This is a genomic window from Paenibacillus sp. JNUCC 35 (genome assembly GCF_058269095.1).
On record NZ_CM177771.1, the window covers coordinates 5,812,554 to 5,837,549 of the forward strand.

Sequence of the window (24,996 nt, forward strand, 5' to 3'; positions counted from 1 at the left end):
CGTTGTTTCGCCCGGTTCCCCATGCCGTCCGTGCAGCGCCTACCCTTTTACCGCTCCGGCAACCATGCCCTTCGTGATTTTTTCCGAAAGAATGAAATAAAGGAGTATGACGGGCACCGCCCCCATGACGAGAAAAGCCCCGATGTTGCCGTAGTTGACGGAATACTGGCTCACAAAGGTGTACACACCGAACGGAAGCGTCTTCAGCTTCTCCGAGGAGATGAAAGTCGCCGCCAGGATGTATTCGTTCCAGATGTTGATGAACGTCAAGATGCAGACCGTCATGACCGGCGGAACGGAAATCGGGAGGATGATGCTCCGGAAAATGCGATACACGCTCGCCCCGTCCATGTAAGCGGATTCTTCGATTTCGTGCGGAACGGATCTCATAAAGCCGCTCAGGATAAAGACGGCAACCGGCGTCTGGAACGCGATGTAAGGCAGAATCAGGGACAAGTGCGTGTTGAGTATGCTCATGTTTTTAAAAATAATCATTAAAGGCAGCAGCGTAGCCTGCAGTGGAATCATCAGCCCGATCAGGAAAACGAGCATGACCGCGGGGGCCAGCTTCCAGCGGAACCGTGAAATGGCATAGGCTGCCATGGAGCTCAGCAGAATGACGCAAACCATCGTAACGACGGTGACGAACACGCTGTTGAACAAATACTGCAGATAGTGTCCCGCTTCGTACGCTTCTTTGTAATTGCCCCACCTCGGCGATGCGGGCAAGGAGAAAAAGCTGCTGCCGAGAATCTCTTCGTTGGTCTTCAGGGAGTACGTAAGCAGCCAGAGAAGAGGATACATCTGAGTGACGATCAGAATCGCGAAAAGCGCATAGACGATTCCTTTTTTGACGGATTTCACAGGCGGTCCTCCTCCTAGCTTACCTTATTTTCCAGACGTTTGAAAACTACGTTAATCAGCACCGTAAACGCCAGGCACAGGATGACCAGGAAGGTGGCAATCGCGCTGCCGTACCCGTATTTCTGGGACAGGAACGACATGTTGTACATATGCGTCGAGATGACGTCCGTGGAGTGTGCGGGCCCTCCGCCCGTCATGACCATCACGAGATCGAACGCCTGCAGGGAGCCGATAAAAGCGAGCACGAGCGAGATTTTCAGAATGGGCACGATCATCGGAAACGTGATGTAGCGGTCCGCCGTGAAGCCTTCCGCGCCGTCGATGCGGGCCGCCTCGTAGATCTCGGCCGGAATGTTCTGCACTCCGGTGAACTGGATCAGCAGATGATAGCCGAAATACTGCCACAGGGACACGATGTACAGACAGAACATGGCAATGTCGGGCTCGGTCAGCCAGCTGTGCGTCCATTCGGTCAAGCCGAACGCGGTCAGCATCCCGTTGATCATCCCGCCCATCGAAGCCGGGTTGTAGACGGTTTTCCAGAGCTGCCCGATAATGACGACCGACAAAATAACCGGCAAAAAGTAGATCGATACGAGCGAATTGGCTTTCTTCACGTACCGGTTCAGCAAAATCGCCACCATCAGGCAAATCGGAATCTCGATCATGGAAAAGACCGCGTAAAGCAGCGTCCGGCGGACAGACGGCCAGAAGACCGGATCGCCGAAAAACATCGTCTTGAAGTTGGCCAGGCCCACGAATTTGGAGCCGGATATGCCGTTCCAGTCCAGCAGCCCGGTATAGAACGAGACCAGGATAGGGACGAACACCATGCAGACGTACAGCAGCAGGCTTGGAAGCACGAAGACGGCGATGGTTCGCGCAGGTACTTTTAACATATTCACTCTAGTACGCCTCCTGTAGACAAACGGCCGCTTGCTCTTTCTCTCTCCGCTGCGGCCCTTGCAAAAAAATGTCGATGAAAAAGGGGTCCGGTCCGAACCCCTCCATCGCAATGCCCCGTTTTATTTGATATTGGCCTCGAAAGCGCTCTGATGTTCCTGTGCGACCTGTTTCGGATCGGCCTTCTGGATGAACAGGTTCTGGATGCTGCCCAGGTGGACTTGAGCGGTAGCCGGGTTCATCGTGTTGTCGAACGCGAGGTCGCCGCCTTTGACGTTTTTGAACAGATCGAGGATGGAAATCGCCAGATCGGAGTAACCGGCGGCTTTAAAATCCCCCTCCACCTTCTGCCCGATGCCCACGGCGTTCTTCAGCTCGAACTGGACTTTCGGCAGATTCAGCGTGAAGTAGTTCAGGAAGTCCTTCGTCTCCTGCAGATGCTTGCTGTTGGCCGAAATGGCGAAGGCGCTGCCCGGTGCGATCATGTACTGGTTCACGTCGCCCTTGCCGCCTACCGTCGGGAACTGGAACACGCCGACTTTGCCGCCCACGGAAGAAGCGTCGATAGCGCCGGTTTCCCATGTGCCTATGATGTGCATGGCCGCTTTGCCCGTTTTGAAAATGTTGCCGCCCGCGTTGTAATCGACGGACGTCGCGCCTTCGTTAAATGCGCCGGCCTGCACCAGCTCCTGGAACTTCGAAACGGCCTCCGTGAACGCCGGATCGTTGAACGTCTTCTTCTTGTCGAGCACGTCCTGGAGGAAGCCCGGACCGCCGTTTGTGCGGAGCAGCATATTCATAAACAGGAACGAACCCGTCCAGGAATCTTTCTCCCCGATGGCGATCGGCGTGATGCCTTTGGATTTCAGCAGCTTCACGTCTTGCAGCAGTTCCTCGAACGTCTTCGGCGTATCTTTGATGCCTGCCTGGGCGAACAAGTCCTTGTTATAGTAAACGACCTGAATGTTATTGCCGTCCGGCAGGGCGTACACGTTGTTGTTAAAGCTGTAGTAATCGAGCAGCCCGTCCTGGTAAGTCCCTTTCAGGCCGTTCTTGTCCAGCATGTCGTTCAGCGGGGCGAGTAGCCCGGCATCGACGAAAGGCTTCATCTGGGCCGCCGGGTTCACGATCGTGATGTCCGGGATCTCTTTGGAAGCGGCCTGGGTTTTCAGCTTCATTTTCTGCTGGTCGGTGTTCATGGAATCAAGCTCGATATGAATATTGGGGTTTTCCTTCTCATACTGCTCCACGATTTTATGAAGCATTTTGTACGTAGGCGTCGTCGGATCGGGGTAAATGTTCTGGAATGTGATGGTGACTTTCTTGTCCCCTCCCTTTGACCCCGTATTCGTATCCTGCGTGTTCGTCCCCGCGGATTGATCGGCGCGTCCGCAAGCCGCCAAGCCGACCGCCAAGACACCGACCAGAGCCGCGGCGGAGATGCGAGCTGATTTTCTGCCCATTTTTCCTGACCCCCATTAAGTTCGAATTGTAAGTTTATTATCATCGTTTGGAGCGCTTTCAACAATGCAAGAAATTAAGGTTTGTGGTTTACTTTTTCAAGATTGTTAACTTTTTCAACTGAACAACCAGAGTTAAATCTTCCGATCAACTGGCAAAGCGCAGTAAAACGTCCCCCGTCACAGCCGTGCTAAACTAATACAAAACGGCCTTGATCTATGCCGGGGAGGATGGTTGTACAGATGGAAGTTGTCCGTATCGGAATCATCGGGTTAGGTAATATGGGCTCTGCACACGCTAAATATTTGATTGAGAACAAAGTAAAAGGCGGGGTGTTGGCCGCCGTGTGCGACCCGCGTACCGAGCGGCTGGAATGGGCGGCCCGGGAATTCGGAAACGCCGTGGCGCGCTTCACCGGGATCGAAGAGATGTACGCCTCCGGCACAATCGACGGCGTGATCGTCTGCACGCCGCATTACGGCCACCCGGCGGAAGCCGTCGCGGCTTTCCGGCACGGCCTGCACGTGCTGACGGAGAAGCCGGCCGGCGTCTACACGAAGCAGGTCCGCGAAATGAACGAAGCGGCCGCGGCGTCCGGCAAAGTGTTCGGCATCATGTACAACCAGCGCACGCAGCCGCTTTACAAGAAGCTCCGGGAGCTGATCAGGCAGGGCGAGCTCGGGGAAATCCGCCGGATCAACTGGATCATCACCCTCTGGTACCGGTCCCAGAGCTACTATGATTCCGGCGGATGGCGCGCCACATGGGCCGGAGAAGGCGGCGGGGTGCTCATCAACCAGTCGCCTCATCAGCTTGACCTGTGGCAGTGGGTGACCGGCATGATGCCCAAGCGGCTGCGCGCCTTCTGCGCTTTCGGCAAGCACCGGGACATCGAGGTCGAGAACGAAGTGACCGCTTACGCGGAGTACGAGAACGGAGCGACGGGCGTATTTATCACGTCCGCCTGCGAAACGCCGGGTACGAACCGGCTTGAAGTGGTGGGTGACCTGGGCAGAATGGTCATCGAAAACGACAAGCTGACCTTCTACCGGCTGCGGCAGTCCGAGACGGATTTCAACCGCACCTATAAGGGCGGTTTCGGGGAGCCGGAGGTGTGGAAAATCGACATTCCCGTCGGAAGCGAACGCGGGCAGCACCACCTCATCACCCAGGATTGGGTGAACGGCATTCTTCACGGCACTCCCCTGATCGCTCCGGGCGAAGAGGGCCTGAAGGGGCTCACGCTCTCGAACGCCATGCTGCTGTCCGCGTGGACGGACGAATGGGCGGAGCTGCCGCTGGACGAAGACCGGTTCTACGGGCTGCTCCAGCAGAAAATACAGGCTTCCGGAGCCGTGAAAAATGCGGAGGAGAAGACGCTCGATACGACAGGTTCTTACTGACAGGAAGAGGACGATGAATCGCAGAGTTCATCTATGAAGTGCCGGAACAAGGAGCCCGCCTCCGGTTGCGGGATTCATAGCGAACTGCCGCGATGTACAGTGCGGTTGCGGGCACCTGTCCCGTACCCTGTGATTGACCGCCGTCACAAAGGACGGCGCTCCATAGTCACACCGTGTGCCGCAAACGTACGAAGCTCTGGATACGCATTGTCTGCGAATAGAAATGGGAAGCGCTTCCATGCTACACTGAAAACAGAAAGGCCGCTTCCGGGCAGCCCTTACTCCCGATAAAGCGTGGTGCTCTCCCGCATGTTCATGAACCTGCACGACCGCGAAGATATACTCGGCCTGAGCTACCGCAACGAGGGGAAGGTCGATTCCGTTTTTCATTCCCATGCGTATTATGAAATTTATTACTTCCACAGCGGAAGCTGCAATTATCTGATCGGCGGCAACATCTATATGCTTCAGCCCGGGGATCTCATCCTCATGAACGGCATGACGCTCCACTGCCCCAAGGTCGACACCGCCGTTCCTTATATCCGGACGACCGTGCATTTTGAGCCGGCGGGGCTTAAGCCGTATCTTGAGCTGCCTCATGCGATCAATGTTCTCCAGCCTTTTCAGGAATTAAAAAACTGCCGCCTCACTCTTCGCGGCCCCGAAAAGGAAGAAGCGGAGCGCATCCTCCATGAAATGAGCGTTCACTGCAAGACGGACGGTTTGACCGCCTACAACCGCCTCCACCTCGCATTCCTGGACCTGCTGTATTTCGTTCACGAGCAGTGCCAGCGGACGCTGCGTACGGGGCGCGAATTCTCTTCCGAGAAAGAAAAACACGTCCAGCGCATCGTCAGCTTTCTCGAAGAGCACTTTGCGGATGATCTGCACTTGGAGCATCTTCAGGAGCACCTAAACTTCAGTAAATTTTATTTATCTAAAATATTTAAGGAAATCACGGGACTGACTATCTTTCAGTTCGTGTACCGCCGTAGAATCAACGAGGCCAAAACGTTGTTCCTGCACAATCCCGGCCACTCCGTTACCGATGTGTGCCTGCAGGTCGGCTTCAAGCATCTCGCTCATTTCAGCCGCTTGTTCAAGCAGCAGGTCGGACTGACGCCGGAAAAATACAAGAAAACCGTCCGCGAGCAGCTTTCTTCTTAACGGCCGGCCTCCGGATTGGCATCATTGGAGAAGGGTTCACACAGTCGGGGGGATTCACACCAACCGGTTCGGCAAATAAACCGCGAACCGGACTTGGTCTGCGCCAGCACCGGCCATAGCCATGAAAGGAAGGGTTTCTTTTGCACAAAAAAGACGGCATGAACTACGCCCCCGAAGGAAAAGCGGCACCGGTCGTCGCGCGGGGCGACTTTATTTTCGCCGCTGCGGGATTGGAGCACGGCCATATTTACGGCATGTGCAACGGACTGCGTGAAGCCGGGGGCGAGCTGAAATGGGTCTACGACCCCGACCCGGTAAAAGTAAAAGCTTTCCTCGCGGCCTATCCCGGCGTACGCCCCGCCACGTCGCTGGAAGAGATTTTGCTGGACGAAGAAGTAAAGCTCGTAGCTGCCGCCGCCATTCCGTGCGACCGCGGGCTCCTCGGCGAGAAAGTCATGCGCAGCGGTAAGGACTACTTCACCGACAAAACGCCGTTTACCGCGCTGGACCAGCTTCAATCGGCCAAAAGAACGGCAGCCGAGACCGGCCGCAAATACGCGGTCTATTTCAGCGAGCGGCTGCATGTCGAGAGCGCCGTCTTCGCGGGGCAGCTCATTCGCGACGGAGCGATCGGGCGTGTCGTGCAGGTGCTCGGCCTCGGCCCGCACCGGCTTAACGCCGCTTCGCGGCCCGGCTGGTTCTTCGAGTGCGCCAAGTACGGCGGCATCCTGTGCGATATCGGCAGCCACCAGATCGAACAGTTCCTGTTCTTTGCCGGCTGCCGGGATGCACAGGTGCTGCACAGCAAGGTCGCCAACTACAACAACCGGCAGTATCCGGAGCTGGAAGATTTCGGCGACGCGACCCTGCTCGGAGACAACGGGGCGACCCAGTATTTCCGCGTCGATTGGCTGACGCCGGACGGCCTGTCCACCTGGGGAGACGGGCGCACCGTTCTCCTCGGCACGGACGGCTACATCGAGCTGAGGAAATACGTCGATATCGCCCGCAGCGCGCAGGGCGACAACCTGTACCTCGTGAACGGCGAGGGCGAGCGCCGGCTTGAGCTGAGCGGGAAAGTCGGCTATCCGTACTTCGGGGAGCTGATCCTCGACTGTCTGAACCGTACGGAGCATGCGATGACCCAGGAGCATATTTTCAAAGCGGCCGAGCTCTGCCTGTTTGCCCAGCGGGACGCGGTCAGGGCCGAATAGCGGCAGGAATCCCGCTGCGGCCTCTATTACGGGAGTTGCCGCCCGGCCTGAACAAAGCGTCCTGTGGACCTGTGGGTCCTAAGCTCCCGTGACCACAGATATGCGATGCCGCATCGAGCGCTGTGAGCTGCACGCGGTATGGCGATTTACACATAACCAACCTATCCGACCGGAGGTGTCCTACCGAATGAAACTGTCCGTGTTTACCGTCGCTACACCCGAGCTGTCCCCGGAGCAGCTTGCCGCCGCTGCCAAAGAAGCCGGAATCTCCGGTATCGAATGGCGATACAAAGAGATTCCGCCCGAGATGGCCGGTGAAGCGCCGTCCTTTTGGCGCAACAATCTCTGCTCCATCTCTCCGGAGTGGGACGATGCCGAGCTGAACCGCTTTCGAGACGCCGCAGCGCGTCACGGGCTGCGTTCCCTCAGCGTGACGCCTTACCTCGACGCCGGCGATCTGGAAGGCACGGAGCGCGTGCTGGCCGCCGCTCGGCGGCTCGGTGCTTCCTTCATCCGGCTCGGCGTGCACCGCTATGACCGAACGCGTAACTTCCGCGAGCTGTTCGAACTGCAGCGAGCCTATCTGCGCGAGGCGGAAGCCTTGTGCCGGCAGTACGGCGTGAAAGGGCTCGTCGAGACGCACCACGTTACGATTGCGCCGAGCGCCTCCGCCGCCTACCGCCTCGTGGAAGGGCTGCAGCCCGAGCATATCGGCGTGCTGTACGACCCCGGCAACATGGTCTACGAAGGCTTCGAGAATTACCGGATGGGGATGGAAATTCTCGGCCCTTATCTCGCCCACGTGCACGTCAAGAACGGGGGCTGGGCGCCGGGTGCCGATGAGAACGGCATGACCCGCTGGGTTTCCGCCGCCCGCCCCATGAACCGGGGGATGGCCGACTGGCGGCAGGTCGTCGCGGATCTCCGGGCGGTCGGCTACACGGGCTGGCTGGGCGTCGAAGATTTCAGCGGCGAGCTGCCGGGCCCGGAGATGCTGAAGAAGTTCAGCGCTTTTATGAACGGGCTGATGCAGCCTTCCGAGGCGTAGAGGCGTCGTTCGAGCGATAAAAAAAACCAGCCGGATTTTCCGGCTGGTTTTGCTGTGTCGGATGGAGCGGGAAAACATGCGACTCTTTTTCTTGCAGACCGCCCCTCTCTATTTATCCACACTATTTAAATTCCATTATTATCCATGTAAAATAGAGATACATCGGTTCCTCGTTTGATGTCATCCCCGTACAATTCAGTGCCATTCAAAATTTTACTAGGGAGGACCCCCGTGAAGAAAATCTTTTTATTAATCGTGCTGATTTTATCCGCAGCAGGATGCGAAAGCCGCCCAGAAGCCGAACCGGCCCCAAAACCATTAGCTGATTTTTACCAGGCCGATTTGGACAAAATCGATCGGATCGATATCCGCAACGGTGCCACCGGCGAACTAAAAACATTTAAGGAGAAAGATATTCTCCGAAAATGGGTCGACGAAGCCCGCAGCATAAAGATAACCCCCGATCCTAACCAGGAAAAGAGAACGGGCTTTAGATATTCAGCAAATTTATATGAAGGCGAACAGCTGAAGTTCGGCTTTACGGATAGCCAAATCGGGAACGTATATATACTTCCTTCAGAACAGCTTGATTATCAGCTTAAAAGCTTGTTCGAATCATAAAATTTTTAAAAAAGGCGTCCCCTTTGTTATCTAAGCTAACAAGGAAGACAGCCTTTTCTTCATTTTTCAGCTCCAAACCCGCGCGCCACCTCTCTGCGCCTGCCTCGCCTCTCTGCCCAAAAACCGCCAGAAATTGCGATGATACAGGTCATCGAAGTCACGCTGTATCTCTTCCTCCGTCACGTACCAGCCGCTGCCGTGCAGCTTTTCGTACTTGTCCACAAGCACCCGGCCGATGATGGAGCGGGAATGCTCCCACTTGTAAATAAGCTGCTCGAGAACGCGGCAGTCCGAGTGCTGCGGAATGACGGAAGTTCCGAGAAGCTCCACCCGGAAGCGGGTCATCTCCTCCACGATGGATTCCACGTGAAGGAACCACCAGCAGCCGAAAATCATCAGGTTGCGGAATTTGCGCGCAAGCACCGCAAGCTCATGCTGATTTTCGCGGGCCAGCATCGTGACCAGGAATTTCTGTTCCGGATAGCGCCGGCAGAGGGCTTCCACCGCGGTCACGTCCGAGTGCATGCTCATGTCGCCCGCCAGACGGAGGCCCGGATTGACCGAGCGCCGCACTCCGATCATGAGCGCAAAAGGAATGCCGTGCTCCCGGCACACCGGGACCATCGCTTCGTCGATCATCCGGCTGCGGTGATCGTCCGACGGATACACAAAATCCCCCGGCATGGAGACCGCTAGATAGAGCGCATCCATCCGCCGGATCCATTCCGACAGGAAACGGCGGACTTCCCCGCGCGTCTCCTCCGTCCATGCCTCCTCCACGCGGTATCCGAGCTGCTTCAGCTCGCCCACTGCCTGCGGCCAGTTGTTCAGCAGCGCATCTACACGCAGAGCCGCGGAGAAACGCGGATCCGTATTGCCTCCGCGGTCCAGCCACACCGTTCGCTCGGCCGCATCGAACGGGTCGTTCGTCATGACGATGTGCTCCACCTTGGCGAGCTTCATGACCGTGTCGAGCTGTCCGCGCAAATCCCGACCTGCCAGTATGCGGCGGTATTCTTCCAGGTTACGGCTGGAAACATCCAGTCCGAGCCGGTTCAAAATCGTGATCAGTCCGCTTGCGGCCTCGCTCACGGGAGAATGATCGACGAACAGCTTTTTCCAGATGGTATCAGCCTGTTCCCTTTTCGACATCGCCCAGAAAGCCTCATAAGAGTCTTCCGACCACCGGAAGGACTCCGAAATCAGATAGTGATAAGTCAGCAATTCATCGATTCCCCAGAGCAGAGAGTCTTCAAAATCCGCGGAATACAGATGGGTATGCATATCGGTGACCGGGGTGGAGGCGGCCAGCCTCCCGACGATTTTTCTCAGCTCCGCCGCGTTTTGGATCGTTTGTGCCTTCATGGTTCCACATCCTTTTGATAGGGGTAGATTTCGCAAAAAAATCCCGACAAGAAGCGCTATGTTCTAAATCGTCATGGCCCCGAATCCCCCGTCAACCCGCAGGATAGAGCCGGTTACGAACCCCGAGGCCGCGGATGAGGCCAAGTACACGGCGGCGCCTTGAAGCTCGCGCGCTTCACCGAACCGATTCATCGGCGTATGGCTCATAATGGAGGAAATCCGCTCCTCCGAAAGAATTTTGCGGTTCTGTTCCGCCGGGAAAAATCCCGGCACGATCGCATTCACGCGCACTCCGGCCGGAGCGAACTCCCTTGCCAAATATTTGGTCACGCTGTTCACACCGGCCTTTGAGACGGAATAGGTGAACACCTTCGACAACGGCGGATCGGCCGATACGCTCGAAATGTTGATGATGCTGCCGCCGCGACCGCTTTCCACCATATATTTGCCGAAGACCTGGCAGGCCAGCATGACGCTTTTCAGATTGACGTTCATGATGCTGTCCCATTCCTCTTCCGTGATCTGGAAAAAAGGAGTCGCGCTGTTTTTGCCCGGACAGTTGAGCAGGATATCGGCTCTGCCCGTCCAGTCCAGCACTTCATCCAGGACACGCCGCAAATCCGCCGAGGACGTCGCGTCCGCCTGGAAGCAGCGGGCCTCGCCGCCCCCTTGCTCTATGCGGTCGCGGACCGCAGCGGAGGTATCCGGGTTGCGGCCCACAACGGCCACCTGCGCTCCGTGTCCCGCCAGTCCGGCCGCCATTTCTCCGCCCAGCGTGCTGTTGCCGCCGATGACGACAGCCGTTTTGCCCGTTAAATCGAATAAGTTCATATGAGTGTGACTCCTTTGGGGTGCTCCGGCTATGACGGATTGTCCGATTACATATAATAAGGACATTAACTATCTTCTCCCACGCATAAGCCGGGCCTTTTAGTGAGACAAACGGATTCGCTTTATTGATCTGCTTCTACCGTACCATGAGATGCTGTAGAACGCTTTCTTCTCGTTATGTACCTGCCTTTACTTATTTATATCTGGTTGGTGTGATTTTCGGAGAGGGCATGCTAAACTGTGTGTAAGATTAGGTTGATTAACTAACTGAACAGATACCCGCAAACCCGGAGGACAGCCTTATGAGCCTGATGGAAACCTTTACGAGGCCGATAGAAGCCCTGTATAACACATCCCGCATTCCCGCCGGCTTCCATTCCCATCTTTATTATGAACTTTATTATTTTCACAGCGGGCAATGCAGCTACCTGGTCGGGGACCGGATTTATAACCTTTCCCCGGGCGATCTTCTTCTGATGAACGGCATGACTTTGCATTATCCCAAAATCAATCCGGCTTTCGAGTACTGCCGCACCATTGTGCACTTCGATCCGGCCTATGCCGAGGGGCTGTTCCGCGCGCCCTTTCACACTCCGGTGCTGAACCCGTTTAAAAGAACGGATAACCGGCTGATTTCTCTGGAGCCTGGCGAACGAGCGATTTTGGAACCCATGCTGGAAGAATTGTGCTCCCTGTCCAGAGGAAGCGATTCTTTATGTCGCGACCGGTTCCTCGCTTCTTTTATGCGGGTCCTGCTTCAAGTGTATGAAATCGCCGACAACCCCCGTAACCGGAGCCACGAGCCCGCCGGACCCAGACAGCAGCATGTGCAGCAGCTCATTTCTTTTGTGGAGGCGCATTACACCGAGGATTTGTGCCTGGATGACATCGCCGCCGCCGTCCACTTGAACAAGCACTACCTCGTCAAACTGTTTAGGGAAACGACCGGTATCACCTTGTTTCATTATTTGTACCGGCGCCGCATCAACCAGGCGAAAGTTCTTTTCACCCTGGAACCCGAAAAAAGCATCACCGAGACCGCCTATGAGGTCGGCTTCAAGCATTTATCGCACTTCAGTCAGACGTTTAAAAAATTTACCGGCCTGACGGCGGACGAATACCGCAAACAGGTGCTGAACACCTATCCGAAGGAGTAAGGTGCTGTTTAGGGTCTGCTTCGCGTTAAAACACAAGAAGGCACCGCAGTTACTTGCTGCGGTGCCTTCTTGTTCCGGCGGGTAATCTCCCCGGCAAAGGTTCTTGCTCTTGCTCTTGCCCTGTTCCCGCTTATATAATCCGCTATTCCGCCAAGCTTCCGTCCCTTCTTCGCCCCCGCGAATCCGTCACGATACCGGCGGCCGGGTCGATCGCTTTCACAATCGCCTTCAAGCGGGCTTCTTCCATAAAATGAATGGTGTAAGAAAGGCTGCGCCCCCTGCTGCGACTGTGTTCCGCACTCACTTCACCGTGCAGTCCGCCTTCGTCCGGCCCCAGGCCGCTCCCGTTCCCGTTCGCCCCTCCCCCCGCAGACTCACGAGGCTCGATAGGCCGGAAGTTTGCCATGACCCGCCTGGAGCGCCGGCTGAAAAAACGCTCGGCGGCCCACTCCAGCCCGTAAGTTTGACGCTCTTCCGGCATCGCTCTTTTTGCAGCCGCCTCACGTTCTTCCGCTTCGCAGTCAAATGCCTTTCGTCCAAGCCTGGCCTCCATCTCTTTCTCGATTTCAGCGCAGTGCCCGCTTACAATCGTAATCCGGCGGTGCACGGAAAACCCCCGCAGGCTGAAATGCACCGTTTCATACGCGAGCAGGTAAGCTAGAATGGAGTACATCGCCTGCTCCCAGCCGTAAATAAAGCCCGCTCCCGCCAAAATAAAGCAGTTTAGCAGCATGAAATCTTGATCTTTGAAACCGAATTTCGCCAGTTTTTCGGTGTGGTCCCGCGTTTCCAGCGTATCCAGGGTACCCCCGTAGCGGATGACCAGACCGATTCCCAGCCCCAGAGATACTCCTCCGAGAAAAGCCGCCGACATCGGATTTTCGATCAGAGCCGGTACCGGATGCAAGATAAGGGCGCTGAGCGAAAATACGAGCAGGCCGAGAACCGTGAGCACCGCGAAATTTCGCCGGACCTGCCGGTACGAAAGCAGAATAAGCGGCAGGTTCAGCACGAACAGAAACAGGCCGAGCCTCATCTCCGTAAAATGGGCCGCCAAAGCGGAAAGGCCCGTCATTCCCCCGACCAGCATGCGGTTCGGGATCAGGAACAGCTCCAGCCCGACTGCGGCCAGCACGCTCCCGCAAATCACCATCAAGAGCTTGAAACACCACTGAGCCAAGGACCAGCCGCCCATTGTTTCTCCGGCCGGACCGATGCGGACATTTTGCAAAAGTTTCATCGGAATTCCTCCTCATCGCTTAGATTCCGTCCTTACAGGACCGTACAATCAGCCAGCGTCCGAGTGCGAATATCCGGCGGCATTACCCGCTTCCTTCCTTTTGCAGAACGGTTTTGCCCTCCTTCTTACCGGACGCGTCTTTGAAAGGAATCACTTTATTCATCCACTTGTAAATGGTTTTGCTTTCCTTGGTAAGCAGCGGCCCGAGAATCGCCATGATGAGTACGTACAGAGCCGCGAAGGGCTGTAAAACCGCCAGCAGTCCGCCCGCTTTGCCGAGATTGGCCATAATAATGGAAAATTCGCCGCGCGATACAATGGTCAGGCCGATGTTGGCCGAAGCCTTCGAAGGCAGACCGGCGCTTCGCCCCGCCAGCATCCCGGCGGCCAAGTTGCCGATCAGGGTAATCGCGACGGCTCCCAGCGACATCCAGACGGCTCCGCCGAGCGCCAGGGGATCGATGGTCAGCCCGAAGCTGAAGAAGAAAATAGCGCCGAAGAAGTCCCGGAACGGCATGATCAGATGCTCGATCCGCTTGGCGTGCTCCGTCTCCGCCAGGACAAGCCCGACGAGCAAAGCCCCGATCGCTTCCGCGACATGAATCGTTTCGGAGAATCCCGCTACGAGGAACAACGCCGCGAAAATCACGAGCGCGAACAGCTCGTTGGAGCGTATGTTCAGCAGCCGGTTTAGGAGTGGAACGGCTTTTCTGCCCGCTACGAGCAGCACCAGCATAAATCCGAGCGCGATGAGCGCGGAGAGCAGCACGCCTCCCAACGTTGTGGAACCGCTTAGGACGAGTCCTGACAGGATAGAGATATAGACGGCGAGGAAAACGTCTTCGAACATGATAATGCCGAGGATCATTTCGGTTTCGGGATTGGCCGTTCTTTTCAGATCGACCAGAACTTTGGCCACGATGGCACTGGAGGAAATCGTCGTAATTCCGGCAATCACCAGAATTTCGGCTAGAGGAAAACCGAGCGCCCAAGCGAATAAGACGCCCAGCGTAAAATTAATGAGGATATAAATCGTACCGCCCACGGCGATAGAACGCCCCGACTTGATAAGCCGGCCTACCGAGAACTCCAGTCCCAGATAGAACAGAAGGAACAGGACTCCGATCCGGCCCATAAACTCGATCAGCGGCGCGCTTTCAATGAACCGGAAATCAAAATGCCAGAACTCCAGCGCGTGCGGACCTACGGCCATCCCGATCAGAATATAGAAAGGAATGACCGAAAAGCGGAGTTTGGCTGACAACAACCCGGCCGCCGCAATAAGCGCGATAGCCAAACCTACCTCAAAAACCATGTGATTCATCTATTTAACCACTTCCATTCTTTAAAATGTGCCGGAACAATTTTTGCTGCTGTCTTTCCCCGACCACGATCAGAGTCGAATCGGCGGACAAGACATAATCCGGTCCCGGATTGATCTGCTTGCCGTGATTTTTGTCGACCACCGCAATGATGGTCGCTCCCGAATTTTGCCGGACGTCCAGCTCGCCGATTGATTGGCCGATGCACGCATACTCCGGGTCCATCTTGTACCATTCGATGATCAAATCGTCCAGAGCCACTTCGATCGACTCCAGCGCCTTCGGTTTATACGTCAATCCGCCTACGATTGCGGCAAGCTGACGGGCTTCATCGTCATCAAGGGTAACCATGGACAAGCTCTCGTCGGGATCGTCATAGTGAAAATGGTACATTTCACGTCTGCCGTCGTCATGAAGGATAACGACGATCTTATCTCCGCCGCGGGTATTTATCAGGAACTTCTTTCCTATCCCCGGCAAATCGGATTCTCTTACGTACATAGCGGTATAGCCTCCTATAAATGAGTGTAATTGGAACCGTTCGGTCCTGCTTCAGACTGCCCGTGCGCTTAGCTGCCGTAAGGAGTCAAAGAATTCGGGCAGACGGGGGCCTTGCCGCCCGGCTTATTTTTTCGCCGAGGCTCATCATCGTTTTCAATATCATCCACGTTATTTTTATACATTTTTATGCAATATTTATGCATTCAAGCAATTTTAGACAGACTTAAAAAAACCCTCAACAAGCGGCCGAAAAATTTGACAGCAGGTACTTTCGTTCAACATTCGGATGAATGGGACTATACGTTTCGCCGGATAACGGCAGAGAACTTAAGCCACGTAATTCGACGTGAATTTGATGGGTAGAAGAAGTTGTTTGCGCCTTAACAGGCAAAAGTAGGGTTTGTACCGGAGCCCCGGAACGGGAGCTTTAAAGAGGGTAAACAGGCACAGCACGAATAAAACCACGAGGGTGTTGGCCGCCTTCATCATTTTGGCAAAATGATGGGTAACGGCTTTGCGGATCACATACTTGGATTTGTGTTCGCTAAGCGGAGGGACAGACTCATACGTAGAGGATGACTGGCTGGCCGCGGCCTCCTGAGTCAGAGGCACGGGCGCGGAGAAGCTCAGCAGGAAGGACAGCGCAAGAAACAGACACCAGCGAATGATCGCGTTCCGTTGCTTCATCGTCTCCCCCCTTTTGTAATCTGTTACAACTATGATAACACATTTCGCGCGATTTCGAAACAGTCCGGCGCTTATTTTATGCATTTTTTTGTTTGATTATGCAAAAACACCGGCGATCTGTCCTTACTTTCTTGCCGAATCTGTAACTTTCAAACTCGTCCCTCAGCCCGTACAATAGAGAAGGAGATAATTGGATACCTGTTAGAGAGAGGAGACATACAACAATGGCAGCAACCCGACAGGAGCGTCATACAAATTTACGCGAGGCGGAAAAGAAAGCCCTTGCGCTTTTCGAAATGGCCGAAGCGAAAGGAATTCTGCGCAGCGGCGTTACGGAAAAAGAATTGAACCGTGAAATTTATCAGTTCGCCTTCGAGCTTTACGGGATCAAGAAGTATTGGCACAAGCGGATCGTGCGTGCGGGGAGCAATACGCTTCACCCGTACCGGGAAAATCCGCCGGACAGGATGGTGGAGCCGGGAGACATTCTCTTTATCGACTTCGGCCCGATCTTCGAAGATTGGGAAGCCGATTTCGGGCGCACGTACGTGTTTGGAGACGATCCTCTCAAAAATAAACTGCGGCGGGACGTCGAACTCGCCTGGCATGACGGCAAGGCCTTCTTCGAATCCCGTCCGGACATAACGGGCAGCGAGCTTTACGATTTTATGACCGCTTTGGCCCGCGATTACGGCTGGGAGTATGGCGGCCCTCACGCCGGTCATCTTATCGGGGAATTCCCTCACGAGATCGTACAAGGCGAAGAGGTCGAGAATTATATCCATCCCGACAATCACATCAAGATGCGGGATAACGATAAAAACGGCCTGGCCCGCGACTGGATCCTGGAGATCCATTTTGTGGACCGCGAGCGCGAGATCGGCGGCTTTTTCGAGCAGCTGCTGACTGTGGACTAATCATCGGCAAAAAAAGGAGCCTGCACGGCACTCAAACGAGTACCGTGCCGAGCTCCTTTAATTTTTGCAGGATATTCTCCTCCGTCCGGTCGTCGACGGCGATTTTCTCCTTGGCGAGTTCAGCCAGCGCGTCATGGTCCCCGATCAACACCGAATGCTTCGCTTTCCGGAAAAGCGGCAGATCGTTGTTGTCGTTGCCGAAACAAATGAACTCCTCCAGCGGGAGCCCGCAGCCGCTCAAGGCCGCCATCTTATTGACGCCTTGGCTGGTCACATCCAGAATGCCCTCCGAGGAGTGATAATGGATCGTAACGTCCAAAGCTCTCAGCTTCGCGGACAGCTCCTCAAACCGGCTGCAGGAGAGCACAACGATTTTGACAAATGATTGAATGTCGTCCAGCTCCACGCGTCTCGCCAGCCCATGGGGGTCCACATTAGCCAGGAACGGGTGCCCGGGACTCAGACGGTAAGCATAGTTCCATGTATCGTCGATAAGATATTCGGCCTCATAATCATTCAGCAGGTTAACGATTTGCCCGGCTAACGGCCCGGGAATCGGCTGGTACGCCAGCGGCTGCTTGCGGTAAAAGGTCATCGCGCCGTTGGCCCCGATCAGCAGATGTCCGCCGAATCTTTCGTCCAGGACGGGAAGCATATCCCGGCAGGGCCGCGCCGATGCGAAGCCCACAAAGTGCCCGGCATCCTCCAGCTCCAGCAAAACATCCAGAATACGCTTCGAAATCGGCTGTCCTTTGAAGCAAATCGTTCCATCCAGGTCAAAAATAAAGTTCATGTTCACGCCCACCTTACTCGATTGATGTACCTAATCGTAACGGGTACGGTCCGTCCGTTAAAGGGACAGAACGCGCAAAGTGAGCAGGACACCCGGCAGGCGTCCGGCAAGCTAGCGGCAGGTTCCGCCCGCCATGTAATGACCGTTAAGGCCCGTGAGCCGCAAGGGGCGTTACAGGTTTCGGGCAGTACGGCACAGCTGCGCCTTCCCGTAATGCGGTGCGAGGCTGGACGTACCGTGGACAGCCACGCCCTCCCGCAAAGCGGTCCGAGACCGGGTATGCGGGCACAGCCGCGCCCCCCGCAATGCGGCGCGGGGCCGGACGTTCCCATGCCGCGCGTACAGGGCGCAGCCCCGCCTTCCCGCAGAGCCTGCGCAGCGGGAACAAGCGTCCGCCGCCGTACAATCCGGCGGCTCAGAACCACGCTTCCGCCAGCGCCTTCACGCCGGCGGCAATTTCCTCCCGGCCCAGCGCCCCGTATCCGAGAAGCACTGTCGGATACGGGGCGCTGGGCCGCAGCCAGTACCGGGCGGTGCCGTACACCCGCACGCCCTTTTCCAGGGCCGCTTCGATCAGCTCGTCCTCCGACCGGTCCGTCCGTACGGTCAGGAAAGCGTGAAGCCCCGTATCTTTTCCCTCGGCCTGCGCTTTTCCCGGCATATACCGTTCAAGGGCCTCCGCGAAATACCGCTGCTTCTCCTCGTAAAGCCGCCGCATCTGCTGCAGATGCTTGTACCAGTAGCCGTCGGACAAGTACCGCGCGAAGGTGAGCTGGTCCAGTCTGGAAACCGGCTGGTCGTACTCCGGGACTTTCGAGTGAAACTCGGAAAGAAGTCCGGAGGGCAGCACCATGTAGCTGAGATTAAACACCGGCAGCAGCGCCTTGGAGATCCGGCCGATGTAAACCGCCTTGTCCGGAACCATGCTCTGAATCGCGGGAAGAATCCCTTCCTCGTATTTGAACTCCCATTCGTAATCGTCCTCGATGAGATATTCGCGGGAGCGGACCCACTCCGCCAGCTCCGTTCTTTTATCGGCAGACATCGTCATCCGGTTCCTGAACTGCTGGGAGGGGCTTACATACATCACGTTCGCGCCGCTCCCCGTCAGCTCCCGAAGCGAGACGCCGCTGCCGGTCAGTGGAATCGGGTGGACACGAAATCCCAAATTCAAAAACGTATTCCGGGCCCCGTCGTATCCGGGATTCTCGACGCCGATCCTGTGCTTCTTCACGTCAAGAAGCTGGCTTAACAGCATCACGAGCTGCTGGGGAGCCGCTCCCACGACGATCTGGTCCGGGGTAGACAGAACGCCCCTGGATTCATACAAAAGCCTGGAAAGCTCCTTGCGGAGCGGATATTCCCCCTGATTCGTTCCTTCGACGGCATAGCGACTCTGATACTGCGCGACCAGGAGATTCCGCACCTTGTTCCAATGCCGGAAGGGGAACGTCCCCAGCTCAATATTGCCGTAGCGGAAATCCGTCGCGACCGTCCGTTCGGAGATATTTGCCGCTTCCGCCCGGATAACCTCGCGCGAGGACGCATCCGGTTCGTACGTCACGCAGTAGCCTTTTTTGGGGATATTCCGCAGATACCCTTCCGATATCAGCAGCTGATATGCGTTTTCCACGCTATTTTTACTGACGCCGAAAGACCGGGCACTGCTGCGGAGCGAAGGAAGATAGTCTCCGCTGCGCAGCCTTCCTTCCCGGATCCCGTTTTTGAAATAGGTATATAACTGGTGAAAAATCGGCTTTTTGCTGGCCGAAAAATCCAGCGTAAATTCACGCATGACGCGACGCACCTCCTAAGCTTGGATGCTTCCTCCGGCTTTACCGGAGAACGCTTGGCATACGGCATCCTTATCGTTAAACGAGTGCCGCACCTTCTAATTTTTATCGTGCATATCCTGCCTGTCCCGCCCACGATTTTCTCATATCTTCCCAAACTTCACTTGAATTTTCAAGTCAACATAATTTAACGGAAATTTGTCGTTATTTGTCTTGAAAATTTACATTATTTTGTCGATATACATGTAGAAAGGGGAGAGACCTGAATGACAAACGTAACAACAACCAAAGAAGAAGTTATCAAAAGAATCAGCGGGATCATTTCATCGGAGCTTGCGCGTGTTAAAACCCAAAATCCGTTCTTTTTGAATTTCCCGGCGGAGAAAGATCCGCAGTATTTTGTCTGGTGCAATAACCTCTATCATTTATCCAAACATTTTGGCGAGCTGCTGAAGCTCAGATGGGAACGGTTCCCGGATGTGGACCACGATGTTTTCTCCACTCACTATGACGAAGAGAAAGACCATGCCGAGATGCTCCGCAAATGGATGATCGGCATCGGCTTGGACGATCCCGAAAACCATACAGCCAATTACGAGACGGAACACTTCATCTCTCTCCAATACCGTGCCGTTGCGGCCATGGATGAAAATATGTCACTGCTGATCATCAACAGCACGAGCGAAGGCTTCGCTCACGCCGTCTATCTTCACGCCCACAAAATTTTGCAGGAAACCGGCTTTACGGATCTCGAATACTGGGCGATTCACTGCGAGGCGGACGAGGAACACAGCCAAGTGTATCATCTCATCCAGAACATGACCGAAAAACAGCTGCAGGAAGCCGAACATCTCGTTAAATATACCTGCAACACGCTGGACGTCATGCTCGCATCTTGGTTTAAATAATTAGCGAAGGGGTAACAAAATGAGCGTTCTACTGAAAGATAAATTCAACTCCAGCATGGATAAAGCCAACCTGGTTTTTGCCTGGCAGGTCGTCGATAACCTGACGGTCGAGGAAGCCCGGGAAGCGGCTCGCATCATTACCGAAACTGTGGCAAACAGCGCCAAAGCAGGCAAAGTCAAGCTGCTCGTCGACAACCGTTTTATGGAGCGCGACGGACGTCCGATCGTGTTCACACCGGAGGTCAACAGCATTTGGGAAGAAGCGCAAAGAACCGTATTCCCTCATGTTTCCCACATTGCCGTGCTGTGCAGCGGCTCGATCATGAAGATGCAGATGGACCGCATCTCCAGAAACTCCAACATTTCCGATATTCAAAAAAGCTTCTGGAACAAAGAAGATCAGGCTATGCTTAAAGAAGCTTTCGATTTCCTCGGCATAAGCTCCAACGATCTTGTCAAAAACAAGTAACGGCTGAACGACCCGAGTCCCGCGTTTCCTCCCGAGGAAACCGGGGCTTTTTTCGTGCTTCCGTCTTCTCCGATGAAAAAAAGCGCACAGATCCCGCAGGATCGTGCGCTTTTCCCCTAGCGTAAGCTTCAACGCGCGGTTCGAAAGAACAGGTTTCGGTCAGCTCGGTTCTTTAATTTCCCGAACTTCCAGCGTGATGGGCTGCGTGTACAAGTCGTACTTGCTGCCGCCGTCGATGACCGCCGTATATCTCAGAAGAGCGTGAGCTTTGCCCGGTCTTTTTGCCGTGATCCGGCTTCCGTAAGCCTCCACGCTGCTTTCGCCGTCGAGCAGAATCACATCGGCCGCCTTCTCCAGCCGGTCGCCTTTGAACGTTTCCATCAGCACGGACAGGTCCTTGCTTTCGTAGTTGCCGACGACGATATGGTCTTGTACCGGTTTAACGTAGGCCGCCCAATCCGAAGCCCAGAACGCGTAGTCCGTCGTAATGCCGAACGCGCCGTAACAGAAAAATTTCGCAAAATTGCTTTTGTCGTTAAACGTCCAAGGAGAGATCAGAACTCCCCGGTGCTTGGCGGCTTCCATAAAGTTCGGCCCCAGCCCTTTGTAAGTGGTATTGAACGTGGTGTTTCTCAACTGCATCAGCCGCAGCGTGTTGGTCAGCGACCCGTCGATATTCGCCTCATTGGCGGTTTCCCCGGTCAGCAGCCCCATCGGCATTTCGGGCATCAGCTCGGAGAGACGTTTCAGCTGGTCCGGATTGAAAGCCATCGTGTTGATCAAATCTTCGGCGCCTTTATCTTTAACCACCTTAACAAAAGCATCCATCGCCGCCGGGTTCTTCGATTTCATCTCGGCCATAATCATCTTGCCCTGGCTGCGGGCGAGATCGATCTGCTCTTCGAGCGTCGGTATCTGGACGTACGGGAATCCGGCCGGATGCGGTTTGTTGGCGTTCAGCTTTTTCAGCTGGGCCAGAGTAAAGTCCTCGACCTTGCCTTTGCCGTTGGTCGTGCTTTCGAGCAAAGGATCGTGAATGATCACGAGCCGGCCGTCTTTTGTCAGGTACATATCGTTCTCGATAAAATCCGCTCCCGCCTCCAGGCCGAGACGGTTGGAAATGATCGTGTTCTCGGGAGCCTTCGACGGCATTCCCCGGTGACCGATAATGTACGGCTTGCGGATCAGCGTATTCCCGTGGGAATACACTTTCAGGGCTTTGTAGGCCGCCTTGGGCGAATCGGTCACAATCCCGTTAACCCCCGCCGTAATCAGCGTGTGCAGACCCAGCTCCGGGCTGGCCTTCGTCCCCGCCTCCTTCGTCCAGACGACGATCAGCCTTTGCTGAAGGTACGCGACGGAGGAACGGGAGGCCGAGGCCCCGGGCAGAATGGCGATCTTGGCCAGACTGGCCGTCGTTTTGCGGCGGATGTTCAGCAGATCGTCCGCCGACAAATTCCCGGCCGAGCTGAAATCCACGATGCCGCGCAAGGCCGGGTACAGCGTTCTGGCCCGCTTGACGAGCTCGCCTTGGTCGGACACGACGAAAGCGTCCTCGATGCCGCTCTTCTTAAGCAGGCCGGCCACGCGGTCCGCCGTCTCTCCGTCCCGGACGTAGAAAGCCGGGATCATCCGGCGGCCCAGCCCGTCCAGGACAGCCTCGAGCGTACCCAGCTCCGTTTTGCCGGAAGGGTCCGTAATGCGGAGTCCGCTGCCCACATGGAGAATGACCGTGGCGGGCTTCGCCGGACCGGACAGCTCCTCCAGCTGCTCCTTGCTGCGCAGCTCCGTCACGATAGTCGGCGCGATGGCAATGCCCGTCTCCGGCTCCGTGACCTGCACGAGCCTGCTTCCGGGTGCCGGGGGCTGCTTCACAGGCTGTGCTGCGACACCGGCGCCTGCCCCGACGGGTGGAGGCGTCCCGCCCCTTCTGGCGGAAGCTGCCGCTGTCGCAGCTCCGGTTTGTTTCGTTTTATCTGACAAGATGTTCGGGTGATTCGGGGTTCCGCCTGCAATCGTCGTGCCGCTTCCAAGCGCCTGACTTCCTGCATCGGCCATGTGAGCCTGCGGCATCCCCGCACGAAACGGAACCGCCATGCCCACCAGTGCCAACGTAACTCCCACATAGAAAATGTTCCAACGACGTGTCGACTGTTTGCGCTCTTTCCCTGTGGAAGGTTTCAGGTACTTGAAAAATCTTGCCGGTTGCTGCACGGCTCTCCCCCTTACATGTGGTGAAATAATCCCCACCCCGATAATCCCGTGTGTATTTGCAGATTATGATGGATACACCTCATTGTACCAAGTTCTCATTAGCGAGTAATGTATTCTTTATAAAGAATGTTTGAATTTTCCTTAAACTTTTCTTACAAAAATAAAAGACTTCCCGACGTGGATCGTCGGGAAGTCTTTGAATTCGCGCTTACCTGAAGACGGACATTAAGGCAGTTGGTTAAGGAAAGGTTTGACCGTTTTCGCGAAGTTGTAGCTGTTCATGCCATCCCAGTTGATGGACCAGGTCATGGCACCGCGGATGTCCGGATATTTCGCTACCGGCTTGTAGGTTCCGCAGCTGTTGCCGGTTGCCAGGCAGTTCAGCGCGTTATTCACGACCGATGCGGATACATAACCGCCGCCCGCAGCCGAAGAGGTTGCCGGAACGCCGATACCGAGCTGGCTAGGCTGTACCCACTGGATCGCGAGGTCCGTAAGAGCCGTCAGGAAGTCGACGGTTCCCTGCGAGTAGCACTTGCCGTCACGGCCGAGCATACAGCCGGAATTGTAGAACTGGGTGTTGATGACTGTCGTAATGTCTTTCACATTGTTGTAGAACTGGATGTAGCTCGTTTGGTTGTTCTGCATGTCGATCGTTTGCGGAGCCATGGTCATGATGAAGCCGGAGCCGACTTTCCCCTGAATCTGGCGGACCGCCGTGGTCAGATTCGGTACGTTGAAGCCGTGCTCCAAATCCACGTCGAGGCCGTCAAATCCATATTCCGTAATAAGGCCGGACATGGTGCTGACAAAGTTGGACACGTTCGGCGAAGCGCTGCTGAGGTCGATGTTGCCTTTCTCGCCCCCGATGGACAGGATAACTTTCTTGCCCTGCGCCTTTTTCGCTTTGATATCGTTAATCAGATCCGCATTGGTATAACCCCCGAGAGCTTTGGACAGATCGGGATCAATACCGAAGGTGACGCCGCCCGGCTTGGTGCGGTCCATCTCCGCGAACGATACGGCAATGATGTCGTACTCGGCCGGCACTTCGCTCAGCTTGAGGTTCTTCGCTCCGTTAACGAAGTTCTGCCAGTAACCGGTCACGATGTGCTTCGGCAGCTGACCGCCTCCGCCGGTCGGCTGGGTTTTGGCCGTAACTGCCGCACTGGCTGGAGATACGTTGCCGGCCGCGTCTTTCGCCTTCACCGTGAAGGTGTAGGAAGTATCGGCCGACAAGCCCGTTACGGTAGCGGTCAAGCCCGTTACCGTCTGCGCGAGAGCGCCGTTGCTGTACACTTCGTATTGGGTGACGCCGACGTTATCCGTTGCAGCGCTCCAGGACAAGGAGACGCTGGACGTGGTCGAGCCGGTCGCAACCAGGTTGCCCGGTGCTGTCGGCGCCTCTGTATCGGAGCCTCCGCTCGTAGGCAGTGTAGTCACGCTGAGCGCGCTGCTTGCCGCCGACACATTGCCTGCGGCGTCTTTCGCTTTCACTGTGTACGAATATGCCGTATTCGGGGTCAATCCCGTGTTCGTATAAGTCAGCGTACTGCCGGAAACGCTTCCAACAAGCGTAGTGTCTCTGTAAATATCGTAGCCCGTAACACCGACATTATCGGTGGACGGATTCCAGGCCAGCGTGATACTGGTGGAAGTCGTCGTTCCGGAAACCTTCAGGCCTGTCGGCGCTGTAGGAGCCTGGTTGTCTACTGTTCCTCCGCCTTGAACTTCTTTCCACAGGGCGGGAACGTTAGGCGGCTCCCAGCCGTTTAACGACGTATGCGGCTGTACGACCTGATAAGTTTTGCCGCTGTATGTGACCGTATCGCCCACCGCGTAGGAAGTCGATGACGCCCAAGCTCCACGATCGGCCGCCGAAGCCATTGCGGGAATTAAAGAGGCGAACAAAGTCGCGGTCAGCAGAAAACCGGCGGTTTTCTTCACAACCGATTTTGGACCGGTTAAAATCTTTTTCATAAATGAGATCCCTCCTGAATTGGTTGATCTGCGTTCCTGGGAACGCGGAATGGAATGCATGCTGCATCCGAAGTGCGGTGCGTCTTCCCACCTCCTCATGGTTATAAAAAGCAGTTGGCATAAGAAATGAAAGCCCTT

General features: G+C 55.6%; 22 protein-coding genes. 9 read left to right on the plus strand and 13 right to left on the minus strand.

The window, feature by feature from the left end; genetic code table 11:
• Positions 1 to 39: 39 nt before the first annotated feature.
• The 3 genes from AC2TF6_RS26315 to AC2TF6_RS26325 form a co-directional block, all read right to left on the minus strand.
• On the minus strand, positions 40 to 864 hold the full coding sequence (locus tag AC2TF6_RS26315; protein WP_009675707.1) for a carbohydrate ABC transporter permease: 825 nt from the start codon (positions 862 to 864) through the stop codon (positions 40 to 42).
• Between the two features lie 14 nt (positions 865 to 878).
• Positions 879 to 1,769, minus strand: coding sequence for a carbohydrate ABC transporter permease (locus AC2TF6_RS26320; RefSeq protein WP_491309182.1), 891 nt, complete (start codon positions 1,767 to 1,769; stop codon positions 879 to 881).
• Between the two features lie 120 nt (positions 1,770 to 1,889).
• The gene (locus AC2TF6_RS26325; RefSeq protein WP_491309183.1) at positions 1,890 to 3,230 is read right to left on the minus strand and encodes a sugar ABC transporter substrate-binding protein; all 1,341 of its coding nucleotides are present in this window, start codon (positions 3,228 to 3,230) and stop codon (positions 1,890 to 1,892) included.
• A gap of 240 nt (positions 3,231 to 3,470) precedes the next feature.
• On the opposite strand from AC2TF6_RS26325, the gene AC2TF6_RS26330 reads away from it, so the two are divergent.
• The 5 genes from AC2TF6_RS26330 (at position 3,471) to AC2TF6_RS26350 (ending at position 8,681) form a co-directional block, all read left to right on the plus strand.
• The gene (locus tag AC2TF6_RS26330) at positions 3,471 to 4,631 is read left to right on the plus strand and encodes a Gfo/Idh/MocA family protein (RefSeq protein WP_491309184.1); all 1,161 of its coding nucleotides are present in this window, start codon (positions 3,471 to 3,473) and stop codon (positions 4,629 to 4,631) included.
• 309 nt (positions 4,632 to 4,940) lie between these two features.
• A complete protein-coding gene (locus AC2TF6_RS26335) occupies positions 4,941 to 5,798 on the plus strand; it encodes an AraC family transcriptional regulator (RefSeq protein WP_491309185.1) in 858 nt (285 codons plus the stop codon).
• Between the two features lie 140 nt (positions 5,799 to 5,938).
• Positions 5,939 to 7,012 (plus strand): Gfo/Idh/MocA family protein, encoded by a 1,074-nt coding sequence (locus AC2TF6_RS26340; protein ID WP_491309186.1) that lies wholly within the window; start codon positions 5,939 to 5,941, stop codon positions 7,010 to 7,012.
• 187 nt (positions 7,013 to 7,199) lie between these two features.
• A complete protein-coding gene (locus tag AC2TF6_RS26345) occupies positions 7,200 to 8,060 on the plus strand; it encodes a sugar phosphate isomerase/epimerase family protein (RefSeq protein WP_491309187.1) in 861 nt (286 codons plus the stop codon).
• A gap of 231 nt (positions 8,061 to 8,291) precedes the next feature.
• Complete coding sequence (locus tag AC2TF6_RS26350; protein ID WP_491309188.1) at positions 8,292 to 8,681, plus strand: hypothetical protein; 390 nt, start codon at positions 8,292 to 8,294, stop codon at positions 8,679 to 8,681.
• A 66-nt stretch (positions 8,682 to 8,747) separates the two neighbouring features.
• Here the strand turns inward: AC2TF6_RS26350 and AC2TF6_RS26355 are convergent, their stop codons facing one another.
• Together AC2TF6_RS26355 and AC2TF6_RS26360 are read right to left on the minus strand one after the other, a co-directional pair.
• Complete coding sequence (locus AC2TF6_RS26355; protein WP_491309189.1) at positions 8,748 to 10,046, minus strand: glucuronate isomerase; 1,299 nt, start codon at positions 10,044 to 10,046, stop codon at positions 8,748 to 8,750.
• Between the two features lie 63 nt (positions 10,047 to 10,109).
• Entirely contained in the window at positions 10,110 to 10,877 is a 768-nt protein-coding gene (locus AC2TF6_RS26360; protein ID WP_491309190.1) for an SDR family oxidoreductase, read from the minus strand.
• A 302-nt stretch (positions 10,878 to 11,179) separates the two neighbouring features.
• On the opposite strand from AC2TF6_RS26360, the gene AC2TF6_RS26365 reads away from it, so the two are divergent.
• Entirely contained in the window at positions 11,180 to 12,034 is an 855-nt protein-coding gene (locus tag AC2TF6_RS26365; protein ID WP_491309191.1) for an AraC family transcriptional regulator, read from the plus strand.
• A 142-nt stretch (positions 12,035 to 12,176) separates the two neighbouring features.
• Here the strand turns inward: AC2TF6_RS26365 and AC2TF6_RS26370 are convergent, their stop codons facing one another.
• The 4 genes from AC2TF6_RS26370 to AC2TF6_RS26385 all read right to left on the minus strand — a co-directional run bounded on the left by AC2TF6_RS26370 (position 12,177) and on the right by AC2TF6_RS26385 (position 15,784).
• Positions 12,177 to 13,274: a YitT family protein gene (locus AC2TF6_RS26370; RefSeq protein ID WP_491309192.1), complete on the minus strand. Its 1,098-nt coding sequence runs from the start codon at positions 13,272 to 13,274 to the stop codon at positions 12,177 to 12,179.
• A gap of 82 nt (positions 13,275 to 13,356) precedes the next feature.
• Positions 13,357 to 14,598 carry a cation:proton antiporter gene (locus tag AC2TF6_RS26375; RefSeq protein WP_369999311.1) on the minus strand — a complete coding sequence of 414 codons (1,242 nt, stop codon included), beginning with the start codon at positions 14,596 to 14,598 and terminating at the stop codon, positions 13,357 to 13,359.
• 4 nt (positions 14,599 to 14,602) lie between these two features.
• Positions 14,603 to 15,097 (minus strand): cation:proton antiporter regulatory subunit, encoded by a 495-nt coding sequence (locus AC2TF6_RS26380; RefSeq protein ID WP_326053874.1) that lies wholly within the window; start codon positions 15,095 to 15,097, stop codon positions 14,603 to 14,605.
• Between the two features lie 327 nt (positions 15,098 to 15,424).
• Positions 15,425 to 15,784, minus strand: a complete 360-nt coding sequence (locus AC2TF6_RS26385; RefSeq protein WP_491309193.1) for a hypothetical protein — start codon at positions 15,782 to 15,784, stop codon at positions 15,425 to 15,427.
• Between the two features lie 224 nt (positions 15,785 to 16,008).
• Here AC2TF6_RS26385 and AC2TF6_RS26390 point away from each other — a divergent pair, with 224 nt between their 5' ends.
• Positions 16,009 to 16,701, plus strand: a complete 693-nt coding sequence (locus AC2TF6_RS26390) for a M24 family metallopeptidase (protein ID WP_491309194.1) — start codon at positions 16,009 to 16,011, stop codon at positions 16,699 to 16,701.
• 31 nt (positions 16,702 to 16,732) lie between these two features.
• Here AC2TF6_RS26390 and AC2TF6_RS26395 read toward each other — a convergent pair whose 3' ends face one another.
• Positions 16,733 to 17,494, minus strand: coding sequence for an HAD-IIB family hydrolase (locus tag AC2TF6_RS26395; protein ID WP_491309195.1), 762 nt, complete (start codon positions 17,492 to 17,494; stop codon positions 16,733 to 16,735).
• 415 nt (positions 17,495 to 17,909) lie between these two features.
• Positions 17,910 to 19,289, minus strand: coding sequence for a MocR-like pyridoxine biosynthesis transcription factor PdxR (pdxR, locus tag AC2TF6_RS26400; protein ID WP_491309196.1), 1,380 nt, complete (start codon positions 19,287 to 19,289; stop codon positions 17,910 to 17,912).
• 264 nt (positions 19,290 to 19,553) lie between these two features.
• Here pdxR and AC2TF6_RS26405 point away from each other — a divergent pair, with 264 nt between their 5' ends.
• Positions 19,554 to 20,195, plus strand: a complete 642-nt coding sequence (locus AC2TF6_RS26405; RefSeq protein WP_491309197.1) for an iron-containing redox enzyme family protein — start codon at positions 19,554 to 19,556, stop codon at positions 20,193 to 20,195.
• 19 nt (positions 20,196 to 20,214) lie between these two features.
• Positions 20,215 to 20,664 (plus strand): hypothetical protein, encoded by a 450-nt coding sequence (locus tag AC2TF6_RS26410; protein WP_491309198.1) that lies wholly within the window; start codon positions 20,215 to 20,217, stop codon positions 20,662 to 20,664.
• 159 nt (positions 20,665 to 20,823) lie between these two features.
• Here AC2TF6_RS26410 and AC2TF6_RS26415 read toward each other — a convergent pair whose 3' ends face one another.
• Together AC2TF6_RS26415 and AC2TF6_RS26420 are read right to left on the minus strand one after the other, a co-directional pair.
• A complete protein-coding gene (locus AC2TF6_RS26415) occupies positions 20,824 to 22,878 on the minus strand; it encodes a glycerophosphodiester phosphodiesterase family protein (protein WP_491309199.1) in 2,055 nt (684 codons plus the stop codon).
• Between the two features lie 225 nt (positions 22,879 to 23,103).
• Complete coding sequence (locus AC2TF6_RS26420; protein ID WP_491309200.1) at positions 23,104 to 24,858, minus strand: fibronectin type III domain-containing protein; 1,755 nt, start codon at positions 24,856 to 24,858, stop codon at positions 23,104 to 23,106.
• Between the last annotated feature and the right edge of the window lie 138 nt (positions 24,859 to 24,996).